Here is a 17,183-nt window from a genome sequence, read left to right as displayed (position 1 = left end):
GCATTCAATCCTTATTCCACGGACGCAGACCATTGTTCGGGGTCTGCGATATGAGATCAGCCATCAATTTGCCAGAAGAAACAGGATTAAAAACTGCTTCAAAGCGGTTTCTTGTTGTAATGCCTAATTCCTTGAGGTCAACAAAATCCCAACCCAGTCCTTTAAAAGCACTACGATAGCTCGACGCATCTCCTGAAACCCAAATGATCGGTGCTCCATCGTATTCTTGTGCAATAGCGCTTGAGGACTTGTTCAAAATAATCGGCAAACCAACCAAACCTGCCTCAATGACGGTTTTTGGTACTTCTGCATATGCCGTGTATGCAGCAAAAACATCAAACGTACTTAGAGAAGCGACCAAATCATCGTTTTTCATAGAAGGTACCAGCCTGACCTTCCCTGCCTTATCATAACGAGCAATCCAATCAGCAATCTCGTAACGACATGGACCATCGCCGATGATGGTCAACTCCCAGCACTCAAGTTCCCTGAGCGCCTCGAGTACCGGCATTACACTTTTTCCTGGAACAAGGCGGCCAACCGTAACAATCTTGAAAATGTCAATTCTGTCATAATCAAGCTTCTTATGCGTTTGGACCACCCCGACAGCATTCGGGATCACATAGGATTTGTGGTGATATCTTTCCGGAATAGATGCCATGATCGGGCTGTAGACTGGCGCAAGTGCATCAATATTTTCGTGCGTAAACGCCCTGCTCCTCTTCTCAAGGAACCGCAGCAACTTTCCCTTCGCGGAGATTTTCTCACCGACCGGTATATGCGTGAAGGTCGTATGCACACTTGCGACTGATCGACACCTCAATGCCTTGCCCAGCAATGCAGCAAACATTCCGGCGAAACTGTCACCATATGATCGCACAACAAAGCTCTCTTCTGTTTGCAAGAGCGGCACTAGTGACTTTTGAATGAGCTTTCCAACCAAGAATGGCGAAAAACCTGCTGAGTAAACCAATCCTGAAACGGTCAGCAGGTCCAAGGACACGAATGATGACTCTTCAGCCTGACAGAGAAAACTGACCACCTCTTCGCTTGGTTGGTCAGGCAACAGTGACACCACCAACACCTTTTTAAAGCGACCATCTGGATTGAAGTAGCCAGGAGATATTTCCCCTTTCGCAATCCATTCGGATATTCTGGCAGGCACTACAACGATCAAGGTATTTGTCAAAACAAGGACCTTCGCAAAGAGATCGCGGTTAAAATCTTCGGACAACTCGCAACCAAATTCAACGGCCGCAAGACCGTTAACTTACCTGAATTTGTATAATCGATATGCATCAAGATCGAAAGAAACTCAGAGCCATACCAACCGTCATCGCGTCATTTAGTATGGACTACCGAAGCACCTCACACTTACCCTCACCCCAAATACCGCCCAAGATGCTCGACCAGCATGCGGATCTTCGGGCTAAGGTGCCGGTTGGTCGGGTAGATCGCCCAGATGCCTTCATCGGATGGCTGATATTTGGTCAGGACCGGGATCAGATCACCGCTGGCGATCCATGGATCGACGTAGTAATCGGGCAATTGCACGATGCCGATGCCTTTGAGGGCGGCATCCAAAAGCGCCTGTCCGCTATTGGCATGGATGGAGCCATGGATGCGCACGGTGCGTTCACGCCCATCTTCTTCAAAGCGCCAGTAATCAAGTGTCCCGACAAGGCAATTATGATGGTTAAGCTCGGACAGTGAATGCGGCTCGCCGCGTTTGGCGAGGTATTTGGGCGCGGCACAGGCATAAAGGCGACGCGTTGACAGCTGCTGGGTCATCAGGCTGCCCGTCGTGCTATCTAGCCGCCCCAGACGGATCGCCATGTCATAGCCTTCCAGCACCAGATCAAGTTTCTGATTGGTGAAGCGGCATTGCACTTCAAGATCGGGATAGCGGGTGACGAAATCATTCACCAGCGGCGCAATCACGGTTTCGCCGTACGTGGTGGGCGCGGTGAGCTTGAGCTTGCCGCGCGGCATTTCGGTCAGGTTGCCAATCGCACGCTCCGCCTCGCCCAGACCATCAAGCAATTGTCGGCAATGCTGATAATAAATCTGTCCAGCTTCGGTCACGCTGACCTTGCGCGTGGTGCGATAGAAAAGCTGGGTGCCGAGCTTTTCCTCAAGTGCGGTTACCTGACGGCTGACCTGGGCAACCGAAATGCCAAGCTGCTTGGCCGCTGCGGTAAAGCTTTGGCGCTCTGATACAGCGATAAATTCGCTGATCCCGTCCCAGGCATTCATCGCCGATCACCCCATTATTATTTCACATTGGTAAAAGTGAATTACCAAAATAGCCGATTATCATTTCGGGGGAAATAAATAGACTGATCGCATTACACATTCAAACGCCGGAGGAGCGTCATGAGCGCCGAAACCACCATTACCTGTAAAGCCGCCATTGCCTGGGAAGCTGGCAAACCGCTGTCGATCGAAGAAGTACAGGTCGCACCGCCCAAAGCCGGCGAAGTGCGCGTCAAAATCGTTGCGACTGGCGTGTGCCACACCGATGCCTTTACACTGTCGGGCGACGATCCCGAAGGCATCTTCCCGGCGATCCTTGGCCATGAAGGCGGCGGGATTGTTAAATCTATCGGTGAAGGTGTGACCAGCGTTGCGGTTGGCGATCACGTGATCCCGCTTTACACCCCGGAATGTGGCGAGTGCAAATTCTGCAAATCAGGTAAAACCAACCTGTGCCAGAAAATCCGCGTCACCCAGGGCAAGGGTTTGATGCCTGATGGCACCACGCGTTTCTCGCAGAATGGCAAGCCGATCTATCACTATATGGGTTGCTCGACCTTCTCGGAATACACTGTGCTTCCGGAAATCTCGCTGGCCAAGATCAACAAATCCGCACCGCTTGAAGAAGTTTGCCTGCTGGGCTGTGGTGTCACCACCGGCATGGGTGCTACCGTCAACGCAGCCAAAGTTCAAAAGGGTGATTCTGTTGCGGTCTTTGGCCTGGGCGGTATTGGCCTTTCGGCCATCATCGGCGCACAGATGGCCGGTGCGGGCCGCATTGTTGCGATTGATCTGAACGAAAAGAAATTCGATCTGGCAAAACAGCTTGGCGCGACCGATTGCATCAACCCGAAAGACCATGACAAACCGATCCAGGAAGTGATTGTCGAGCTGACCGATGGTGGCGTTGACTGGTCATTTGAGTGCATTGGCAATGTCAATGTCATGCGCTCCGCCCTTGAATGCTGCCACAAAGGCTGGGGTGAGTCGGTGATTATCGGTGTTGCCGGTGCCGGTCAGGAAATCTCGACCCGTCCGTTCCAGCTGGTGACCGGTCGCGTCTGGCGCGGCACGGCATTTGGTGGCGTTAAAGGCCGTTCGCAGCTGCCTGATTATGTTGAGCGTTACCTTGCTGGTGAGTTCAAACTGTCGGACTTCATCACCCACACCATGAAGCTTGAAGACATCAACGAAGCGTTCGACCTGATGCATGAAGGCGAAAGCATTCGTTCCGTCATTCATTACTGATCATCCAAAAATAGTTTGAATGATCACGCCAATGCCGGAAATCTTCCGGCGCAGTCAAAACCGAAATTCCGGCATTGGCACTTTCAAGGAGCCCCAATGGGTATTGAAAACGCTTCAAGCAACAAGGTGTTTGGCGGCTGGCAAAAGCAATACACCCATCCGTCTGCGGTGCTGGGCTGTGACATGCGCTTTGCCATCTTCCTGCCGCCCCAGGCCAGCAATGGCAGCAAGGTCCCGGTGATGTATTGGCTTTCGGGCCTGACCTGTACCGATGAAAACTTCATGCAGAAGGCCGGTGCGTTTCGCATCGCCGCCGAACTCGGCATCGCCATCGTCGCCCCGGACACCAGCCCGCGCGGCGATCATGTCCCCGATGATGAAAACGAGGCCTATGATTTCGGCAAGGGTGCTGGCTTTTACGTCAACGCCACCCAGGAGCCCTGGGCACGCAATTACCGCATGTATGATTACGTGACCAAGGAACTGCCAGCCCTGATCAAGGATCACTTCCCGGTCAGTGATGACGCGGTGATTTCCGGCCATTCGATGGGCGGCCATGGCGCGCTTATGATCGCGCTTCGTAATCCAGGCACGTTCAAATCGGTTACCGCATTCTCCCCGATCACCAACCCGGTCAATTGCCCGTGGGGCCAGAAGGCGCTTGGCAATTATCTGGGCGATGACAAATCGGTCTGGAAAGACTGGGACAGCTCGGAACTGATGAAGGCTGCCAAATCGGCTGATGTTCAGACGCCAGCACTGGTTGATCAGGGCGATGCAGACGGCTTTTTGGCCGAGCAGCTTAAACCCGAAACCCTTGAAGCAGCAGCAAAGACATCAGGCTATCCGCTGACCCTGCGCATGCAGGATGGCTATGACCATAGCTACTACTTCATCTCAAGCTTTATCGAAGATCACATCCGCTTCCATGCCAAGCATCTTGGCCTGTAGTTGATTGCACCCCGATCTTCGATTGCCCCGGCGCGTCGCCACGTACCTCCCCCCATGGCGTGCCGGGGCCTTTTATTTGGGGGATAGTCTTCTGGGCAGGCAGGGCGATTAGTCGAAGCTGCGCGCTTCAATCGCATCGGCCACATCATCAGCCATCTTAAGCGTTCTGATAATCAGCGGCACGATCATCGCAAGGATGGATCGATCAAGCCCGCGTGCGCGTTGCGCATCCCGGATTTCCGATGCCACCGTGGCGATCACCGGGATAAAGCGCAGCACCATTGAAATGGCGAGACTGACCTTTTCCGGGTTTACACCAATTGGACGCAAGGGCTGCATTGCACGTTCGAGCGCGCTTAGCAGATCGGATGTTTTGGTTGTCAGCGTCACAAGCGATGCGAACATCACGATCGCTGCGATCCGGGTCACAACCAGCAACCCCGCCTGCCAGTCATTCAGCCACAACTGAACCGCAAAGAAGATCGCAAGCAACCACAGGATCGGCTTGATCTGCGCCCAGATGATGCGCGGGCCAAATCCCGATGCCGGATACAGCAGGAAAACCGTGGCCATGACAAAGCCCACGACCGGCCAATCGGGGATTAAAAACACCCCCGTGCCAAGGGCGATCATCGCAAGGATCTTTGACCCGGCGGATGCACGGTGCAGGGCAGAACGGCCTTCGATGTAAAGCCCTGCGATCACGCCATCATCTCCCGATATCTGGGAATAACGTCGCCCGGCTTGCCATCAAGAACGATTTTGCCGCCTTCAAACACCAAAACCCGGTCATAGCCCGCAATCAGATCAAGGTCGTGCGATACCGTAATCACGGTCTGATCAAGCTCGGCAATCGCACGTTCAACCCGGTTGCGATTGCGCAGATCCAAAAGCGTGGTCGGTTCATCAAAGATGATATAGCGCGGCTCCATCACCAAAACGCCCGAGATCGCCAGAAGCTGCTTCTGGCCACCACTCAGCAAATGACTGGGATGGGTTTTGAACTCGGTCAGGTCATAGCGCGCGAGAATTTCATCAATACGGCAATTGATCTCGTCCTTCGGAAGTTTCAATGCCTTCAGGCCAAAGGCCAAGTCTTCTTCGACGACCGGATAGACGATCTGATTATCAGGGTTTTGAAAAACAAAGCCGACATGACGGCGCAATTTGCGGCCATCCTTGGCGGCATCAAAATCATCGACCAGAACCTTGCCCGACGTTGCGGTTTGAAGCCCGTTTAACAAACGCACAAACGTGCTTTTGCCTGATCCGTTGGCACCGACAATCCCGATCCGCTTTTCGCCAAGCGTCAGATCAATATCATCAAGCGCACGTCGCTGATCAAATTGTACAGAGACATTTTCAAACCGGATCATGGGGTTGTCTGTCCGTGGTTTATGGCAGGAAAGGCCGGTCAACCGGCATCAAGAAAACGGGCGCAAGCAATCACTGCTTGCGCCCATAAAACGTTAGGCCGTTTTGGAAATCAAGGGATAGGACTTGCGCACGGCAAGGCATGCGGCGGTCGCAATCGCAACCTTGATCGCATCCCCGATCAGGAACGGAGCTGCGCCGACAGTTGCCTGCCAATAGCTGATGTCAGCGGCAACCGCGACCCAGGCATTGCCAATGGCATAGAGCAGAACGATGCCGCCAAAGGCAATCGACAGGGCAGCGTTGATAACGTTCAGATTGTTCCAGAATTTCTCGATCAGCAGACCAATGACAAAGGCCGAAATGGCCCAGCCAAAGATGAAGCCGCCGGTCACACCAATCATCACGCCAAAGCCACCACGACCACCCGAAAGCAACGGCAGGCCAACAGCAACCAGCACCAGGAACAGCACGATGGAAAGCCCACCGCGACGTGCGCCCAAAATGGCACCAGCCAACATCGGACCCAATGACTGGGCTGTTACCGGAACGCCGGTAACCGGAAGCGTGATTGGCGGAAACAGGCCAAGAACAGCGGTCAGTGCCGCAAACAAGGCGATATAGACGATATCTTTGGTATTCATGTAACGGTTCCCATTCCCGTTATAAGGCATCTTGCATCAACCCCTTGCGCAAGGATGCCTTTCGTTAACCGGTCCGCCCGACCGGCTCAACGCGATATGGGATAACCGCAAATATCGGCAACGCCAAGCAAAATGACGATGTCAATCAACCATCAGTTCACCTGATGCATCAAGGACACACCTTTTCAGTGGCTTAAAGAACCCGACGCGATCAGAGACAAAAATCGAAAAGACAACTAGTTCGCGATTGCACTGCATAGATCAGCAATCCATGATGGTTTCACGGACATCTACTAGGTTTACGTCTCTACGGAGTGAGCTGAGTTGGATACAGTTCGAATCGGAAACGAACTTGAGAACGCAATCTTTGCTTACCTGAAAGAGCAACAGAATGCTGGTCTATACTTGATTGGAACATTACCGCCCGATCGCTGCACGATCAGGCGCAAACCCAGATATTACTCGAAAGAGCGCGAGGATGACATCGAGTTCGACGTCTCAATTGAACTCCGGCGAGAAGATCACCTCGAGCCACAGCAAATTATAATTTTTGAGTGCAAGAATTATAGCAGCGCTATCCCGGATAGCGAGATTAGAGAGTTTTCCGACAAACTGTCTGACATTGGAAGAGACAACACGAAAGGCATCATTGTTGTAACTTCCAAACTCCAAAGTGGCGCAGAAAAGGTGGCTCGCAGCAGAAAGCTCGGGATTATCAAATACAATCCAAATGGTTTGGAATTTTTGGCCGAACGCCGGTTCACCGACGACCTGAAATCCAAGCATGCAAGAGCTTCAATGTTCAACTCTAACAGTCGCTTTCGCTCACTCAAGTTCGCCGCTTATTTTTCCGGGAAATACTACGACAACACGCATCAACTCCTTAGTGTAGTCGCAGGCGAAGAACCCGACAAATCTGAAGTTCAAATCTTATCCAAAAGTCAGTTTCCATACCTGCGAGCGGACGAAATTGAGCAAACTACAAGCCAAATACATACAATGATTGGCTACGATGATGGTCCTGTTGATCTAATTAAAATTTGCGAAGAACTGTCTATTGATCTTACAATATCTGAAGAATCTGGAGACACTGTTGAAGAGAGCGAACTTCTAGGACGTGCTGACTTCGCCACTAGGAGAATAGTGATTTACGCACATGGAAACAGAAAGCGTGAACGCTTCACCCTAGCTCACGAAATTGGTCACTTTCACCTAAACCATGACCAGTTCCTCCGCTCTGAAACCACTATCAAACAAGACTTGGTTGTCGATGAACATGAAACGAAAGGCAACTTAATCAACCGAATGGAGTATCAGGCCAACATGTTTGCGTCCCATTTACTCCTACCAAAGTTCAGTTTGGTCGAAAAAGTACAACAGCTAAGGACTGAACTCGACATCAGAGATCGCGGGCACGGGTACATATTCGTAGACAACCAACCGCAAAATTTGTCCAACTATTACCTGTTACTTGAAGCCGTTTCCGAGCATTTCAACACGTCTAGCCAAGTCATCGAAATCAGATTGAAAAGTTTGGGCTGCATAACTGATAACAGAAAACAGCTTCAAAACTTTGTAGCTGACTTTCGCCAAACTTGGCCAAATTGATGCCTAAACTTCATCGTCTTCGACAAATGACTTAAGCCGCATGAGGGCAAATTCCCAACGTCCCGCGACCTGATCAAGATAGGCACGGGCTTGTGCCAATTGTTCAGGACAAAACGCATATTGGCTTTCGCGCCCGACCCGATGGTTTTGCACAAGGCCCGCCGCCTCAAGCACGCGAAGATGCTTGGTCACGGCTTGGCGGGTCATATCGGCATCATCGGAAAGAACCGAGATCGAGCGTGGCTTGCCATCGGCCAGACGATCAAAGATCGCCAAGCGTGTAGGATCGCCCAAAGCAGCAAACATGACGGAGAAATCCTTGTCATGTTTGCCAATGTCCGAATTATTTTCAGCTTTCTGCATGTTTCTTGATGTTTTCAAGCTGGAAGCCCCAGCCGTTTGTATTGGCCCGCAGTGCATCGGCAATGCGATGGGGGGGCAGATTATCAAATCCGGTTTCCCGCACCTTTACCGATGTCGTGCCGGACGTTTCTTCAAGCCAGAATTCGACAAGGGTTTCGGGTTCACCGCTGTAATCGACTTCGGGGTCAACCGCATAGGGATGCCATGTATAGGCAAAGTAACCCGGTTCCTCCATGGCCTTGATCGTCGAGTTCCACGGCACATGAGTAAAACCTTCGATGGTCATCATGCCTCTGGACACCTCGCCAACGACAAACGGGGCTTTGATATCAATCCCGAACCATGTGCCAAACTCCTGATGATCTGTCAGGGCCTGCCAGACACGTGAACGGGATGCCTTGATTTCAATCGACTTCTCAATGGTATTTGACATAACACAACCTCCTGGTTGCATTTAATCTGCCAGAAGATTTTCTATTATGCAACTGAAAAGTTGCATAATAGATTTTGGGCGGCAATTTGGGCCGGATGCACAAACGCCCGGCTGTTTCCAGCCGGGCGATGCGTGCTCCCGTCATCCTTGGGTCAAAGCGCTTGGCTTTGCCCGTGCAGCTATCCTTATATCCCCATATCAGGATGCTGCGGATTGGCGGAGCCCCCCTGTCTCGATGATGAAGTTTTTCACGTCTTCAAGGCCATCCATCGCCTTGAGATTGGTGAACAGGAACGGACGATCACCACGCATTTTCTTGGCATCGCGATCCATCACGCCCAGATCCGCGCCAACGAGTGGCGCCAGATCGGTTTTGTTGATCACAAGCAGGTCTGATCGGGTAATACCCGGTCCACCTTTGCGCGGGATTTTGTCACCGGCAGAAACGTCGATGACGTAAATGGTGATGTCGGCAAGCTCCGGCGAGAAGGTGGCAGACAGGTTATCGCCACCAGATTCAATAAAGATCGCCTCAAGTCCCGCATGCTTGGCGGCCATGTCTTCGACCGCTGCAAGATTGATCGATGCGTCTTCACGAATGGCGGTATGCGGACAGCCACCGGTTTCAACACCGGCAATGCGGTCTGCTGCCAATGCGCCCGACCGGGTCATGAATTCGGCATCTTCGCGGGTATAGATGTCATTTGTGATGGCCGCGATATTGAACTCATCGCGCATCGCCTTGCACAGGCGTTCCAGAAGTGCGGTTTTGCCCGAACCAACCGGGCCACCAATTCCGATACGAAGAGGAGAGCTCATGATCTAAATAGCCTCGTATATTGGGTTTCGTGTTTCATGGATGTCCAATCGACCATCGGTGCAGCCGCACCAAGATCGCAAAGTTCGGCCTGCATCGCGTGATCAACGGCAATCGATACCGCCTGATCAAGGGATGAAAGCGACCTGACACCATCGGTTTGACCAAGCGGCACCAAACGCACCGCACTGGAAACAAGGTTTGCCGCCATCGCATGCAAATAGGCGGTCAGCGCATCGCGCAAGGGGACTTTTGCCTCGGCCGCGGCAATGCCAACAGCAACCGGATAGGATGGCAGGCGATCATCAGCACGCATGCGTGAAGCCCATCGGGTTATGATGCCATCGCCCCAGACTTTTTCGACGGTCGAGACAAAGGCACGCCCCTGAGCGGTTGCCTCCAACGCCATTTCAGATGTCCCGCGCCAGCAATCTGCCTCAATACCAATGTCAAACAGCGCGTCTTCATCACCGGCAAGAGCCGCGCGCCATGCAGCACAAAACAGCACCGCATCAATCCGCCCGGCACCAAATTCCAGAACGCCTTCAACCCATCGGATCAGGGTCTCAGCCGACGTCACCCGACCATCTTCCACCGCGTATTCCACGCCATGGGAATAGGTATAGGCACCAACCGGAAATGACGGGCTCAGCCAGGTCATCAAACGCATCAGGCCTGCGGGGTTAAGGGTCAGATCATCCGTGGTCATGCGAATGTCCATGATGATGGGAATGGCCGTGATCGTGGGAATGTTCGTGCTTGTGGCCATGATCATGGTCGTGGTCGTGACTGTGATCATCATGATCGAAATGATCATTGCCATGGCTGTGACCATGTGCACCGCCAAGCCCGTGATAAGCCCCGTTCAGCGGATTGAACGGCGCGATTTCGGCATCCACCACACCGCCAAGACCGATAATCATATCGCGCATGACATGGTCATCAATGATGCGCAAACGCCCGTCATTAAGAACCTCGACCGGGGTATGGCGGTTGCCGATATGCCAGGCAAGCTTGGCCGTTGCGATCGGACCGGCTGCCGTGATGGTCAGAACCGGCTCGTCCGCCGCGCGAACAACAATCACCCCGCCATCAACAAGGCGCAATCGATCCCCATCGGCCAGACGCACCGCATGGGGCAGATCAAGCAGGAACGGCTCCCCCGCATCATCGATCAGACGAATGCGGCGGCGATGACGATCGGCAAAGGCCAATGTGACCGTCCCGCGCACCTCAACAAGGCGGGATGCGCTGTCTGTTCGGTCGACCGGTATATGTTCAATGGCATGACGCATGATGATGATGCTCAGAACAGGAAGTAACGCTGTGCCATCGGCACAACATCGACCGGCTGACAGGTCAGAAGCTCACCATCTGCCGTCACCTGATAGGTTTCCGGATCGACTTCCATCGCGGGCAACGCATCGTTCAGCTTCATGTCCTTCTTGCCGATGTTACGCGTGTTCGACACGGCCAGAAGTTCTTTGGACAGGCCAAATTCGGCGGCAATACCCGCATCAATCCCGGCCTGGGATACGAACGAGAAGCTCGATTTCGCAATCGCATTGCCGTACGCACCAAACATCGGGCGGTAATGAACCGGCTGCGGTGTCGGGATCGATGCGTTCGGATCCCCCATGGCGGCCGCGACAATCATGCCGGCCTTCACCACCATGTCGGGCTTGGTGCCAAAGAACATCGGCTTCCAAACCACAAGGTCGGCGATCTTGCCAACTTCGATGGAGCCGACATGCGCGCCAATGCCCTGCGCAATTGCCGGGTTGATGGTGTATTTCGCGACATAGCGTTTGGCGCGGAAGTTATCATTCCCCTTGCCCGCATCTTCGGGCAAAGCTCCACGCTGCTTTTTCATCTTGTCGGCTGTTTGCCAGGTACGCGTGATGACTTCACCAACACGCCCCATCGCCTGACTGTCAGACGAGATGATCGAAAACGCGCCAAGATCATGCAGGATATCTTCGGCCGCAATGGTTTCGCGGCGGATACGGCTTTCGGCAAAGGCGACGTCTTCTGGGATTTTCGGATCAAGGTGATGGCAGACCATCAGCATGTCCAGATGCTCGTCAATCGTGTTGACCGTGAACGGACGGGTCGGGTTGGTCGAGCTTGGCAGAACGTTGGCTTCACCACACAATTTGATGATGTCTGGCGCGTGACCGCCACCGGCACCTTCGGTGTGGAAGGTATGAATGGTGCGGCCCTTGAACGATGCACGGGTATGCTCGACAAAGCCGCTTTCATTCAAGGTATCAGTATGGATCATGACCTGAACATCAAGGTCATCGGCCACCGAAAGACAGGTATCAATCGAAGCTGGCGTTGTCCCCCAGTCTTCATGCAGCTTCAGGCCACAAGCACCCGCCTTGATCTGTTCGATCAACGATCCCGGCAGGGTCGCATTGCCCTTGCCAAAGAAGCCGATATTCATCGGAATACCGTCAGCTGCCTGAAGCATCCGGGCAATATGCCACGGACCGGGTGTACAGGTGGTCGCGTTCGTTCCGGCCGCCGGGCCAGTCCCGCCACCCAGCATGCTGGTGACGCCGGAATAAAGCGCGTCTTCAACCTGCTGCGGGCAAATCCAGTGAATGTGTGCGTCAATGCCGCCTGCGGTGATGATGTTGCCTTCACCGGCAATCACCTCGGTCCCCGGACCAATGATGATATCCACACCGGGCTGCACATCCGGGTTCCCGGCCTTACCGACACCGGCAATACGGCCATCCTTAATGCCGATATCGGCTTTGACGATGCCGGTATAATCAAGAATCAGCGCATTGGTGATCACGGTATCAACCGCACCTTCGGCGCGCGTTGCCTGTGACTGGCCCATGCCGTCACGGATCACCTTGCCGCCACCAAATTTGACTTCTTCGCCAAGGGTGGTGAAGTCCTTTTCGACCTCGATAATCAGGTCGGTGTCGGCCAATCGCACCTTGTCGCCCACAGTCGGGCCAAACATGGCAGCGTAGGACGGACGATCAATTTCATATGCCATTTATCCCATCCCCCGCTTAGAGCTTGCCGTTAACTTTGGCGTTAAAGCCATAGACCGTGCCGGTACCGGCATATTTGACCAGATTGACCTCGCGCGATTGGCCCGGCTCAAAACGAACAGCCGTACCCGCCGGGATATCAAGGCGGAAGCCACGTGCGGCTTCGCGGTCAAAATCAAGGCCCGGATTGGTTTCATAGAAATGATAGTGCGAACCAACCTGCACCGGCCGGTCGCCGGTATTGGCAACCTTGATGGTTTTGGTTTCACGCCCCTCGTTGAGGATGAGGCTGCCTTCCTTGGTAATGATTTCACCTGGAATCATGACTTGGTCCTCCTTCCTTAACGGATCGGTTCGTGAACGGTCACAAGCTTCGTCCCGTCCGGGAAGGTGGCTTCGACCTGAATTTCGTGGATCATTTCGGCAATGCCATCCATCACCTGCGCGCGCGTGATCACGGTCGCCCCGTCGCGCATCAGTTCGGCAACAGATCGGCCATCACGTGCGCCTTCAACGACGTAATCGGTAATGATTGCGATGGCTTCGGGATGGTTCAGCTTCACCCCCCGTGCAAGGCGATTGCGCGCCACCATGGCGGCAACCGAAACCAGCAACTTGTCCTTTTCGCGTGGCGTCAGATTCATGCCTGCCTACTCCTTGGATCCACCATTTCAAATCTCCCACAAACGCGGCAAGCGTTCGGGAAGCCCCCGTGTTTTATGGCGGAATTGCTTCCACCATGCGCCGTAAACCCGGCGCAATTTCATCGGATCGCGCGCCATGAAACGCGCAATCACAATCCCCTTCATCGCGGTCGCGGCACATAAAACATCACCGCCCGCCATGCCAGCAGACGCCTGCTCCAGACAATCGCGCGCATCCTCAAGATGATCTTCAGCACCCTGCCCGACCAAAATGGCGGTCGCATTGGCCCGCGCGCCGTCAAAGGCCGCTTCATGATCGAGCATGCGCAACACATCGCCTTCAAGATGGAGCGCATCGCGCCAGATCGGACGACCATCAATCGAAACGTCCCAGGCATCGCGTGCAAGACCCGTGGTGAAAACTTCACCGCGCGCCAGACGGCCAAACACCATCATCTCACCGGCCATCACCATGCCCGAACCGGCAACCGAAACCGTTGTCTTGCGTCTCAGGCGGGCCTGATCAAACAGGATGCTTTCATGGGGCAACCATTCAAGCCAGCCCCCATCAGCCACCGCAAGATCAACCGACATTTCACAATCCGGCCCGACCGAGCGGTAAATCTTTTCTGCTGCCTGCGCGGTAAAGAGCGCGGATGCGCCCGCCTCGACCTTACCGGCAAAGGCCAGCTTGTCGCCGCCTACCATGCCGCCCGATGTGGTCACCAAAACAGCCGTTGTCAGGTCCCCCGCAACCGGGCGCGGGAACAGGATTTTCATCGGATCACGGTAATAAAGATGATCAAGTGCCGCATGCCCGCCCTGATGGGCAGGACCGGTTCCCTGACGGAAAGTGACCTCGGCCCGGCCATCGGTGATGATGCGCTGGACGGTTTGGGTCAGTTCTGTATCCGCGCTTTGATCCGCAGATACCGGGGTTTCGAGTTTGCGAAGTTGCACTAAGCCACCTTATCTATAGGTCCAGTTGTTGAACCTGATACCGTTCACCGGCAATTCCAAGGGGCTTAACAGCAAGATGCGGGCCAAAAACCAAATCCATGCCGATCCACGGATTTTGATCTCTATTGGTCTGATCAATCACGTGAATTTTGCGCAAAATTTTGGCAAATGCTGATCAAACAGTCAGATAGGCCCGCACTTTTTCCCGATCCAACGTATCCTTCGCGCCCGAAAGCACCACTTCGCCACGTTCCAACACAACGATTTCATCGGCCAGTTCATGGGCGAATTCGAAATATTGTTCGACCAGAAGGATCGCCATGTCGCCACGATCGGCCAGCTGTTTGATCACGCGTTGAATGTCCTTGATGATCGATGGCTGAATGCCCTCGGTCGGTTCATCAAGCACCAACAAACGCGGACGGGTGACAAGTGCACGGCCAATTGCCAATTGCTGTTGCTGACCGCCTGAAAGATCCCCACCGCGACGGCCGAGCATGTCACGCAGAACCGGGAACAGTTCGAATATCTCATCGGGGATATGGCGCATGGCACGTGGCAAGGCGGCAAAGCCGGTTTCAAGGTTTTCCTTCACGGTCAGAAGCGGGAAAATCTCGCGCCCTTGCGGGACAATCGCGATGCCATTGGCCGAACGGCGCCAGGATGGATCGCGCGAGATATCCTTGCCTTCCCATTTGATGTTGCCGTCCGCAATCGGATGTTGCCCGACAACGGCACGCATCAATGATGTTTTGCCAACGCCATTGCGCCCCAGAACTGCGGTAACCTTGCCGGTTTCAGCATTGAGTGACACTTTGCGAAGCGCATGGGACGCGCCGTAGAACAGATCAATTTTGCTGACATCAAGCATGACAGTTTTCCCCTAGCGCCCCAGATAAACTTCAATGACCCGCGGGTCTTTCTGCACATGATCAAGGCGGCCTTCGGCCAGAACCGATCCTTCGTGCAGAACGGTCACCTTGCAATCAAGGTCGCGGACAAATTCCATGTCATGTTCAACCACGACGACCGAATATTCCTTGGCGATTGATCGTAAAAGTTTCGCCGTTTCTTCGGTTTCGGAATCTGTCATCCCGGCAACCGGCTCATCGACCAGAAGAAGTTCGGGTTCCTGCATCAAAAGCATGCCGATTTCCAGCCACTGCTTTTGCCCGTGCGACAGGTTCGCTGCCATCTCGTCACGCTTGTCTTCGAGCATGATGGTGACCAGCGTCTTTTCGATCCGGATTTTCTCTGCAGCGGAAAGCTTGTGGAACAGCGCCTTGAACACCCCACGTCCGCCAGAACAGGCCAGAAGCAGGTTATCAAACACCGTATGGCTTTCAAAAACGGTCGGCTTCTGGAACTTGCGGCCGATGCCCAGATTGGCAATTTCCGCCTCGTCCATCTTGGTCAGATCGATCTCGCTTTTAAACAGCACATCACCCGTATCCGGGCGCGTTTTACCGGTGATGATGTCCATCATCGTCGTTTTACCCGCACCGTTCGGACCGATAATGGCGCGAAGTTCGCCCGGCTCAACATAAAACGACAGGTTATTAAGCGCACGGAACCCATCAAAGGTCACCGACACCCCGTCGACATAAAGAATGGTTTCCGATCGCGCTGATTTGATCTGCGGTTCGTCCGAGGCATTCTTTTCCATGACAGCTGCGTCACTCATGCTTTGCCTCCTTCATTTGCGCGGCGATCAGCAATGCGTTTGCGCCATGTCGTAAACAGCGATTGGCGATCAGCCGCCCCGAATGCCGGAACCGCACCAATCACACCTTTTGGCAGGAACAGGGTGACGGCAATGAACAGACCACCCAGGAAGAACAGCCAGAAGTCCGGCATAACCCCCGTGAAGAAGGTCTTGGCATAGTTGACGATAAACGCGCCAAGCACAGCACCATACAGCGTGCCACGCCCGCCAACCGCGACCCAGATAACGATTTCAATCGAAAGGGCCGGGGCAAATTCGCCCGGATTGATGATGCCGACCTGCGGCACATAAAGCGCCCCGGCAATCCCCGCCATCACGGCCGAAACAGTAAAGACAAACAGCTTGTAATACTCAACCCGGTAGCCGGTGAAACGCACCCGGCTTTCCGCATCACGAATGGCAATCAAAACCTTGCCCAGACGTGACTGGGTAATCCCGCGCGCCACGATATAGCAGATGCCAAGAAACACGCAGGATGCGACGAACAATCCGGCACGCGTCCCGTCGGACTGCAACGAGAAGCCAAGCAGATCCTTGAAGTCCGTCAGACCGTTATTGCCGCCAAAGCCCATATCGTTGCGGAAGAAGGCGAGCAACAGCGCATAGGTCATCGCCTGGGTGATGATCGAAAGATACACACCCGTCACGCGCGAGCGGAAGGCAAGGAAGCCAAACACAAAGGCCAGAAGTCCCGGTACAAACATCGCCATGACAATGGCGAACCAGAACATGTCAAAGCCGTACCAGTACCATGGCAATTCCTTCCAGTTCAGGAAGACCATGAAGTCCGGCAGGATCGGGTCGCCATAGACACCGCGATCACCGATCTGGCGCATCAGATACATGCCCATCGAATAGCCACCAAGCGCAAAAAACGCACCGTGACCAAGCGACAGAATACCGCAGAAACCCCAAATCAGATCGACGCTAAGAGCGAGTAGCGCATAGCAAAGATACTTGCCCAGCAAGCTCAACATCCAGGTTGGCACATGGAAGGCCGAGCTTTCCGGCACCAGAAGGTTTCCGGCAGGCACGAGGATCGCCGCAGCAATCAGGATCATAAGCAGGATCATCCCGCCACGGTCGTTCAGAAGCCAACCAACAACCGGCGTCATTTGATATTTTCGGGCGTAATCGGTCAT

General features: G+C 53.8%; 20 protein-coding genes. 3 read left to right on the top strand and 17 right to left on the bottom strand.

Annotated elements, in window-relative coordinates:
• Positions 1 to 4 precede the first annotated feature (4 nt).
• Both ACMZ66_RS15575 and ACMZ66_RS15570 read right to left on the bottom strand, forming a co-directional pair.
• Positions 5 to 1,234, bottom strand: a complete 1,230-nt coding sequence (locus tag ACMZ66_RS15575; protein ID WP_416938438.1) for a glycosyltransferase — start codon at positions 1,232 to 1,234, stop codon at positions 5 to 7.
• A gap of 146 nt (positions 1,235 to 1,380) precedes the next feature.
• A complete protein-coding gene (locus ACMZ66_RS15570; RefSeq protein ID WP_416938436.1) occupies positions 1,381 to 2,256 on the bottom strand; it encodes a LysR substrate-binding domain-containing protein in 876 nt (291 codons plus the stop codon).
• 120 nt (positions 2,257 to 2,376) lie between these two features.
• Between ACMZ66_RS15570 and ACMZ66_RS15565 the strand changes: the two genes are divergently transcribed.
• Positions 2,377 to 3,504: an S-(hydroxymethyl)glutathione dehydrogenase/class III alcohol dehydrogenase gene (locus ACMZ66_RS15565; RefSeq protein ID WP_416938435.1), complete on the top strand. Its 1,128-nt coding sequence runs from the start codon at positions 2,377 to 2,379 to the stop codon at positions 3,502 to 3,504.
• Positions 3,505 to 3,600: 96 nt separating this feature from the next.
• Positions 3,601 to 4,455 (top strand): S-formylglutathione hydrolase, encoded by an 855-nt coding sequence (gene fghA, locus ACMZ66_RS15560; protein ID WP_416938433.1) that lies wholly within the window; start codon positions 3,601 to 3,603, stop codon positions 4,453 to 4,455.
• 108 nt (positions 4,456 to 4,563) lie between these two features.
• Here the strand turns inward: fghA and ACMZ66_RS15555 are convergent, their stop codons facing one another.
• The 3 genes from ACMZ66_RS15555 to ACMZ66_RS15545 form a co-directional block, all read right to left on the bottom strand.
• Entirely contained in the window at positions 4,564 to 5,160 is a 597-nt protein-coding gene (locus ACMZ66_RS15555; RefSeq protein ID WP_416938431.1) for an energy-coupling factor transporter transmembrane component T family protein, read from the bottom strand.
• Positions 5,157 to 5,831, bottom strand: a complete 675-nt coding sequence (locus ACMZ66_RS15550; RefSeq protein ID WP_416938430.1) for an energy-coupling factor ABC transporter ATP-binding protein — start codon at positions 5,829 to 5,831, stop codon at positions 5,157 to 5,159. Before ACMZ66_RS15550 ends, ACMZ66_RS15555 begins: the two co-directional genes overlap by 4 nt.
• Positions 5,832 to 5,924: 93 nt before the next feature.
• Positions 5,925 to 6,473: a biotin transporter BioY gene (locus ACMZ66_RS15545; protein WP_416938429.1), complete on the bottom strand. Its 549-nt coding sequence runs from the start codon at positions 6,471 to 6,473 to the stop codon at positions 5,925 to 5,927.
• 324 nt (positions 6,474 to 6,797) lie between these two features.
• Between ACMZ66_RS15545 and ACMZ66_RS15540 the strand changes: the two genes are divergently transcribed.
• The gene (locus ACMZ66_RS15540; RefSeq protein WP_416938427.1) at positions 6,798 to 8,081 is read left to right on the top strand and encodes an ImmA/IrrE family metallo-endopeptidase; all 1,284 of its coding nucleotides are present in this window, start codon (positions 6,798 to 6,800) and stop codon (positions 8,079 to 8,081) included.
• Positions 8,082 to 8,084: 3 nt separating this feature from the next.
• Here ACMZ66_RS15540 and ACMZ66_RS15535 read toward each other — a convergent pair whose 3' ends face one another.
• The 12 genes from ACMZ66_RS15535 to urtC all read right to left on the bottom strand — a co-directional run bounded on the left by ACMZ66_RS15535 (position 8,085) and on the right by urtC (position 17,183).
• Entirely contained in the window at positions 8,085 to 8,444 is a 360-nt protein-coding gene (locus ACMZ66_RS15535) for an ArsR/SmtB family transcription factor (RefSeq protein ID WP_416938426.1), read from the bottom strand.
• Positions 8,431 to 8,877 carry an SRPBCC family protein gene (locus tag ACMZ66_RS15530; RefSeq protein WP_416938424.1) on the bottom strand — a complete coding sequence of 149 codons (447 nt, stop codon included), beginning with the start codon at positions 8,875 to 8,877 and terminating at the stop codon, positions 8,431 to 8,433. The genes ACMZ66_RS15535 and ACMZ66_RS15530 overlap by 14 nt, the downstream gene beginning before the upstream one ends.
• Positions 8,878 to 9,075: 198 nt before the next feature.
• Positions 9,076 to 9,696, bottom strand: a complete 621-nt coding sequence (gene ureG, locus ACMZ66_RS15525) for an urease accessory protein UreG (RefSeq protein ID WP_008888415.1) — start codon at positions 9,694 to 9,696, stop codon at positions 9,076 to 9,078.
• Positions 9,693 to 10,463 (bottom strand): urease accessory protein UreF, encoded by a 771-nt coding sequence (locus tag ACMZ66_RS15520; protein ID WP_416938422.1) that lies wholly within the window; start codon positions 10,461 to 10,463, stop codon positions 9,693 to 9,695. Before ACMZ66_RS15520 ends, ureG begins: the two co-directional genes overlap by 4 nt.
• Positions 10,390 to 10,989 (bottom strand): urease accessory protein UreE, encoded by a 600-nt coding sequence (locus ACMZ66_RS15515; protein ID WP_416938421.1) that lies wholly within the window; start codon positions 10,987 to 10,989, stop codon positions 10,390 to 10,392. The genes ACMZ66_RS15520 and ACMZ66_RS15515 overlap by 74 nt, the downstream gene beginning before the upstream one ends.
• Before the next feature lie 11 nt (positions 10,990 to 11,000).
• Positions 11,001 to 12,713: an urease subunit alpha gene (ureC, locus tag ACMZ66_RS15510; RefSeq protein ID WP_416938419.1), complete on the bottom strand. Its 1,713-nt coding sequence runs from the start codon at positions 12,711 to 12,713 to the stop codon at positions 11,001 to 11,003.
• Between the two features lie 16 nt (positions 12,714 to 12,729).
• Positions 12,730 to 13,035: an urease subunit beta gene (locus ACMZ66_RS15505; protein WP_416938417.1), complete on the bottom strand. Its 306-nt coding sequence runs from the start codon at positions 13,033 to 13,035 to the stop codon at positions 12,730 to 12,732.
• 17 nt (positions 13,036 to 13,052) lie between these two features.
• Entirely contained in the window at positions 13,053 to 13,355 is a 303-nt protein-coding gene (locus ACMZ66_RS15500; protein WP_416938415.1) for an urease subunit gamma, read from the bottom strand.
• A gap of 27 nt (positions 13,356 to 13,382) precedes the next feature.
• Positions 13,383 to 14,315, bottom strand: a complete 933-nt coding sequence (locus tag ACMZ66_RS15495) for an urease accessory protein UreD (RefSeq protein ID WP_416938413.1) — start codon at positions 14,313 to 14,315, stop codon at positions 13,383 to 13,385.
• A 175-nt stretch (positions 14,316 to 14,490) separates the two neighbouring features.
• The gene (gene urtE / locus ACMZ66_RS15490; protein WP_416938410.1) at positions 14,491 to 15,186 is read right to left on the bottom strand and encodes an urea ABC transporter ATP-binding subunit UrtE; all 696 of its coding nucleotides are present in this window, start codon (positions 15,184 to 15,186) and stop codon (positions 14,491 to 14,493) included.
• Between the two features lie 12 nt (positions 15,187 to 15,198).
• On the bottom strand, positions 15,199 to 15,999 hold the full coding sequence (gene urtD / locus ACMZ66_RS15485) for an urea ABC transporter ATP-binding protein UrtD (protein WP_416938408.1): 801 nt from the start codon (positions 15,997 to 15,999) through the stop codon (positions 15,199 to 15,201).
• Positions 15,996 to 17,183 (bottom strand): urea ABC transporter permease subunit UrtC, encoded by a 1,188-nt coding sequence (gene urtC, locus ACMZ66_RS15480; protein ID WP_416938406.1) that lies wholly within the window; start codon positions 17,181 to 17,183, stop codon positions 15,996 to 15,998. The genes urtD and urtC overlap by 4 nt, the downstream gene beginning before the upstream one ends.

Origin of the sequence: Thalassospira sp. (assembly GCF_048059015.1) — a bacterium.
Lineage (GTDB): Bacteria > Pseudomonadota > Alphaproteobacteria > Rhodospirillales > Thalassospiraceae > Thalassospira.
Note: the sequence above shows the minus strand (reverse complement) of the source record. Positions and strands in the feature narration are given on the sequence as shown.

Bases quoted from the DNA above. Each gene is read 5' to 3' on its own strand.
- ACMZ66_RS15570 (WP_416938436.1), bottom strand. From the start codon at position 2,256: ATGAATGCCTGGGACGGGATCAGCGAATTTATCGCTGTATCAGAGCGC.
- ACMZ66_RS15565 (WP_416938435.1), top strand. From the start codon at position 2,377: ATGAGCGCCGAAACCACCATTACCTGTAAAGCCGCCATTGCCTGGGAA.
- fghA (WP_416938433.1), top strand. From the start codon at position 3,601: ATGGGTATTGAAAACGCTTCAAGCAACAAGGTGTTTGGCGGCTGGCAA.
- ACMZ66_RS15550 (WP_416938430.1), bottom strand. From the start codon at position 5,831: ATGATCCGGTTTGAAAATGTCTCTGTACAATTTGATCAGCGACGTGCG.
- ACMZ66_RS15545 (WP_416938429.1), bottom strand. From the start codon at position 6,473: ATGAATACCAAAGATATCGTCTATATCGCCTTGTTTGCGGCACTGACC.
- ACMZ66_RS15535 (WP_416938426.1), bottom strand. From the start codon at position 8,444: ATGCAGAAAGCTGAAAATAATTCGGACATTGGCAAACATGACAAGGAT.
- ACMZ66_RS15530 (WP_416938424.1), bottom strand. From the start codon at position 8,877: ATGTCAAATACCATTGAGAAGTCGATTGAAATCAAGGCATCCCGTTCA.
- ureG (WP_008888415.1), bottom strand. From the start codon at position 9,696: ATGAGCTCTCCTCTTCGTATCGGAATTGGTGGCCCGGTTGGTTCGGGC.
- ACMZ66_RS15520 (WP_416938422.1), bottom strand. From the start codon at position 10,463: ATGGCCACAAGCACGAACATTCCCACGATCACGGCCATTCCCATCATC.
- ACMZ66_RS15515 (WP_416938421.1), bottom strand. From the start codon at position 10,989: ATGCGTCATGCCATTGAACATATACCGGTCGACCGAACAGACAGCGCA.
- ureC (WP_416938419.1), bottom strand. From the start codon at position 12,713: ATGGCATATGAAATTGATCGTCCGTCCTACGCTGCCATGTTTGGCCCG.
- ACMZ66_RS15505 (WP_416938417.1), bottom strand. From the start codon at position 13,035: ATGATTCCAGGTGAAATCATTACCAAGGAAGGCAGCCTCATCCTCAAC.
- ACMZ66_RS15500 (WP_416938415.1), bottom strand. From the start codon at position 13,355: ATGAATCTGACGCCACGCGAAAAGGACAAGTTGCTGGTTTCGGTTGCC.
- urtE (WP_416938410.1), bottom strand. From the start codon at position 15,186: ATGCTTGATGTCAGCAAAATTGATCTGTTCTACGGCGCGTCCCATGCG.
- urtD (WP_416938408.1), bottom strand. From the start codon at position 15,999: ATGAGTGACGCAGCTGTCATGGAAAAGAATGCCTCGGACGAACCGCAG.
- urtC (WP_416938406.1), bottom strand. From the start codon at position 17,183: ATGACCGATTACGCCCGAAAATATCAAATGACGCCGGTTGTTGGTTGG.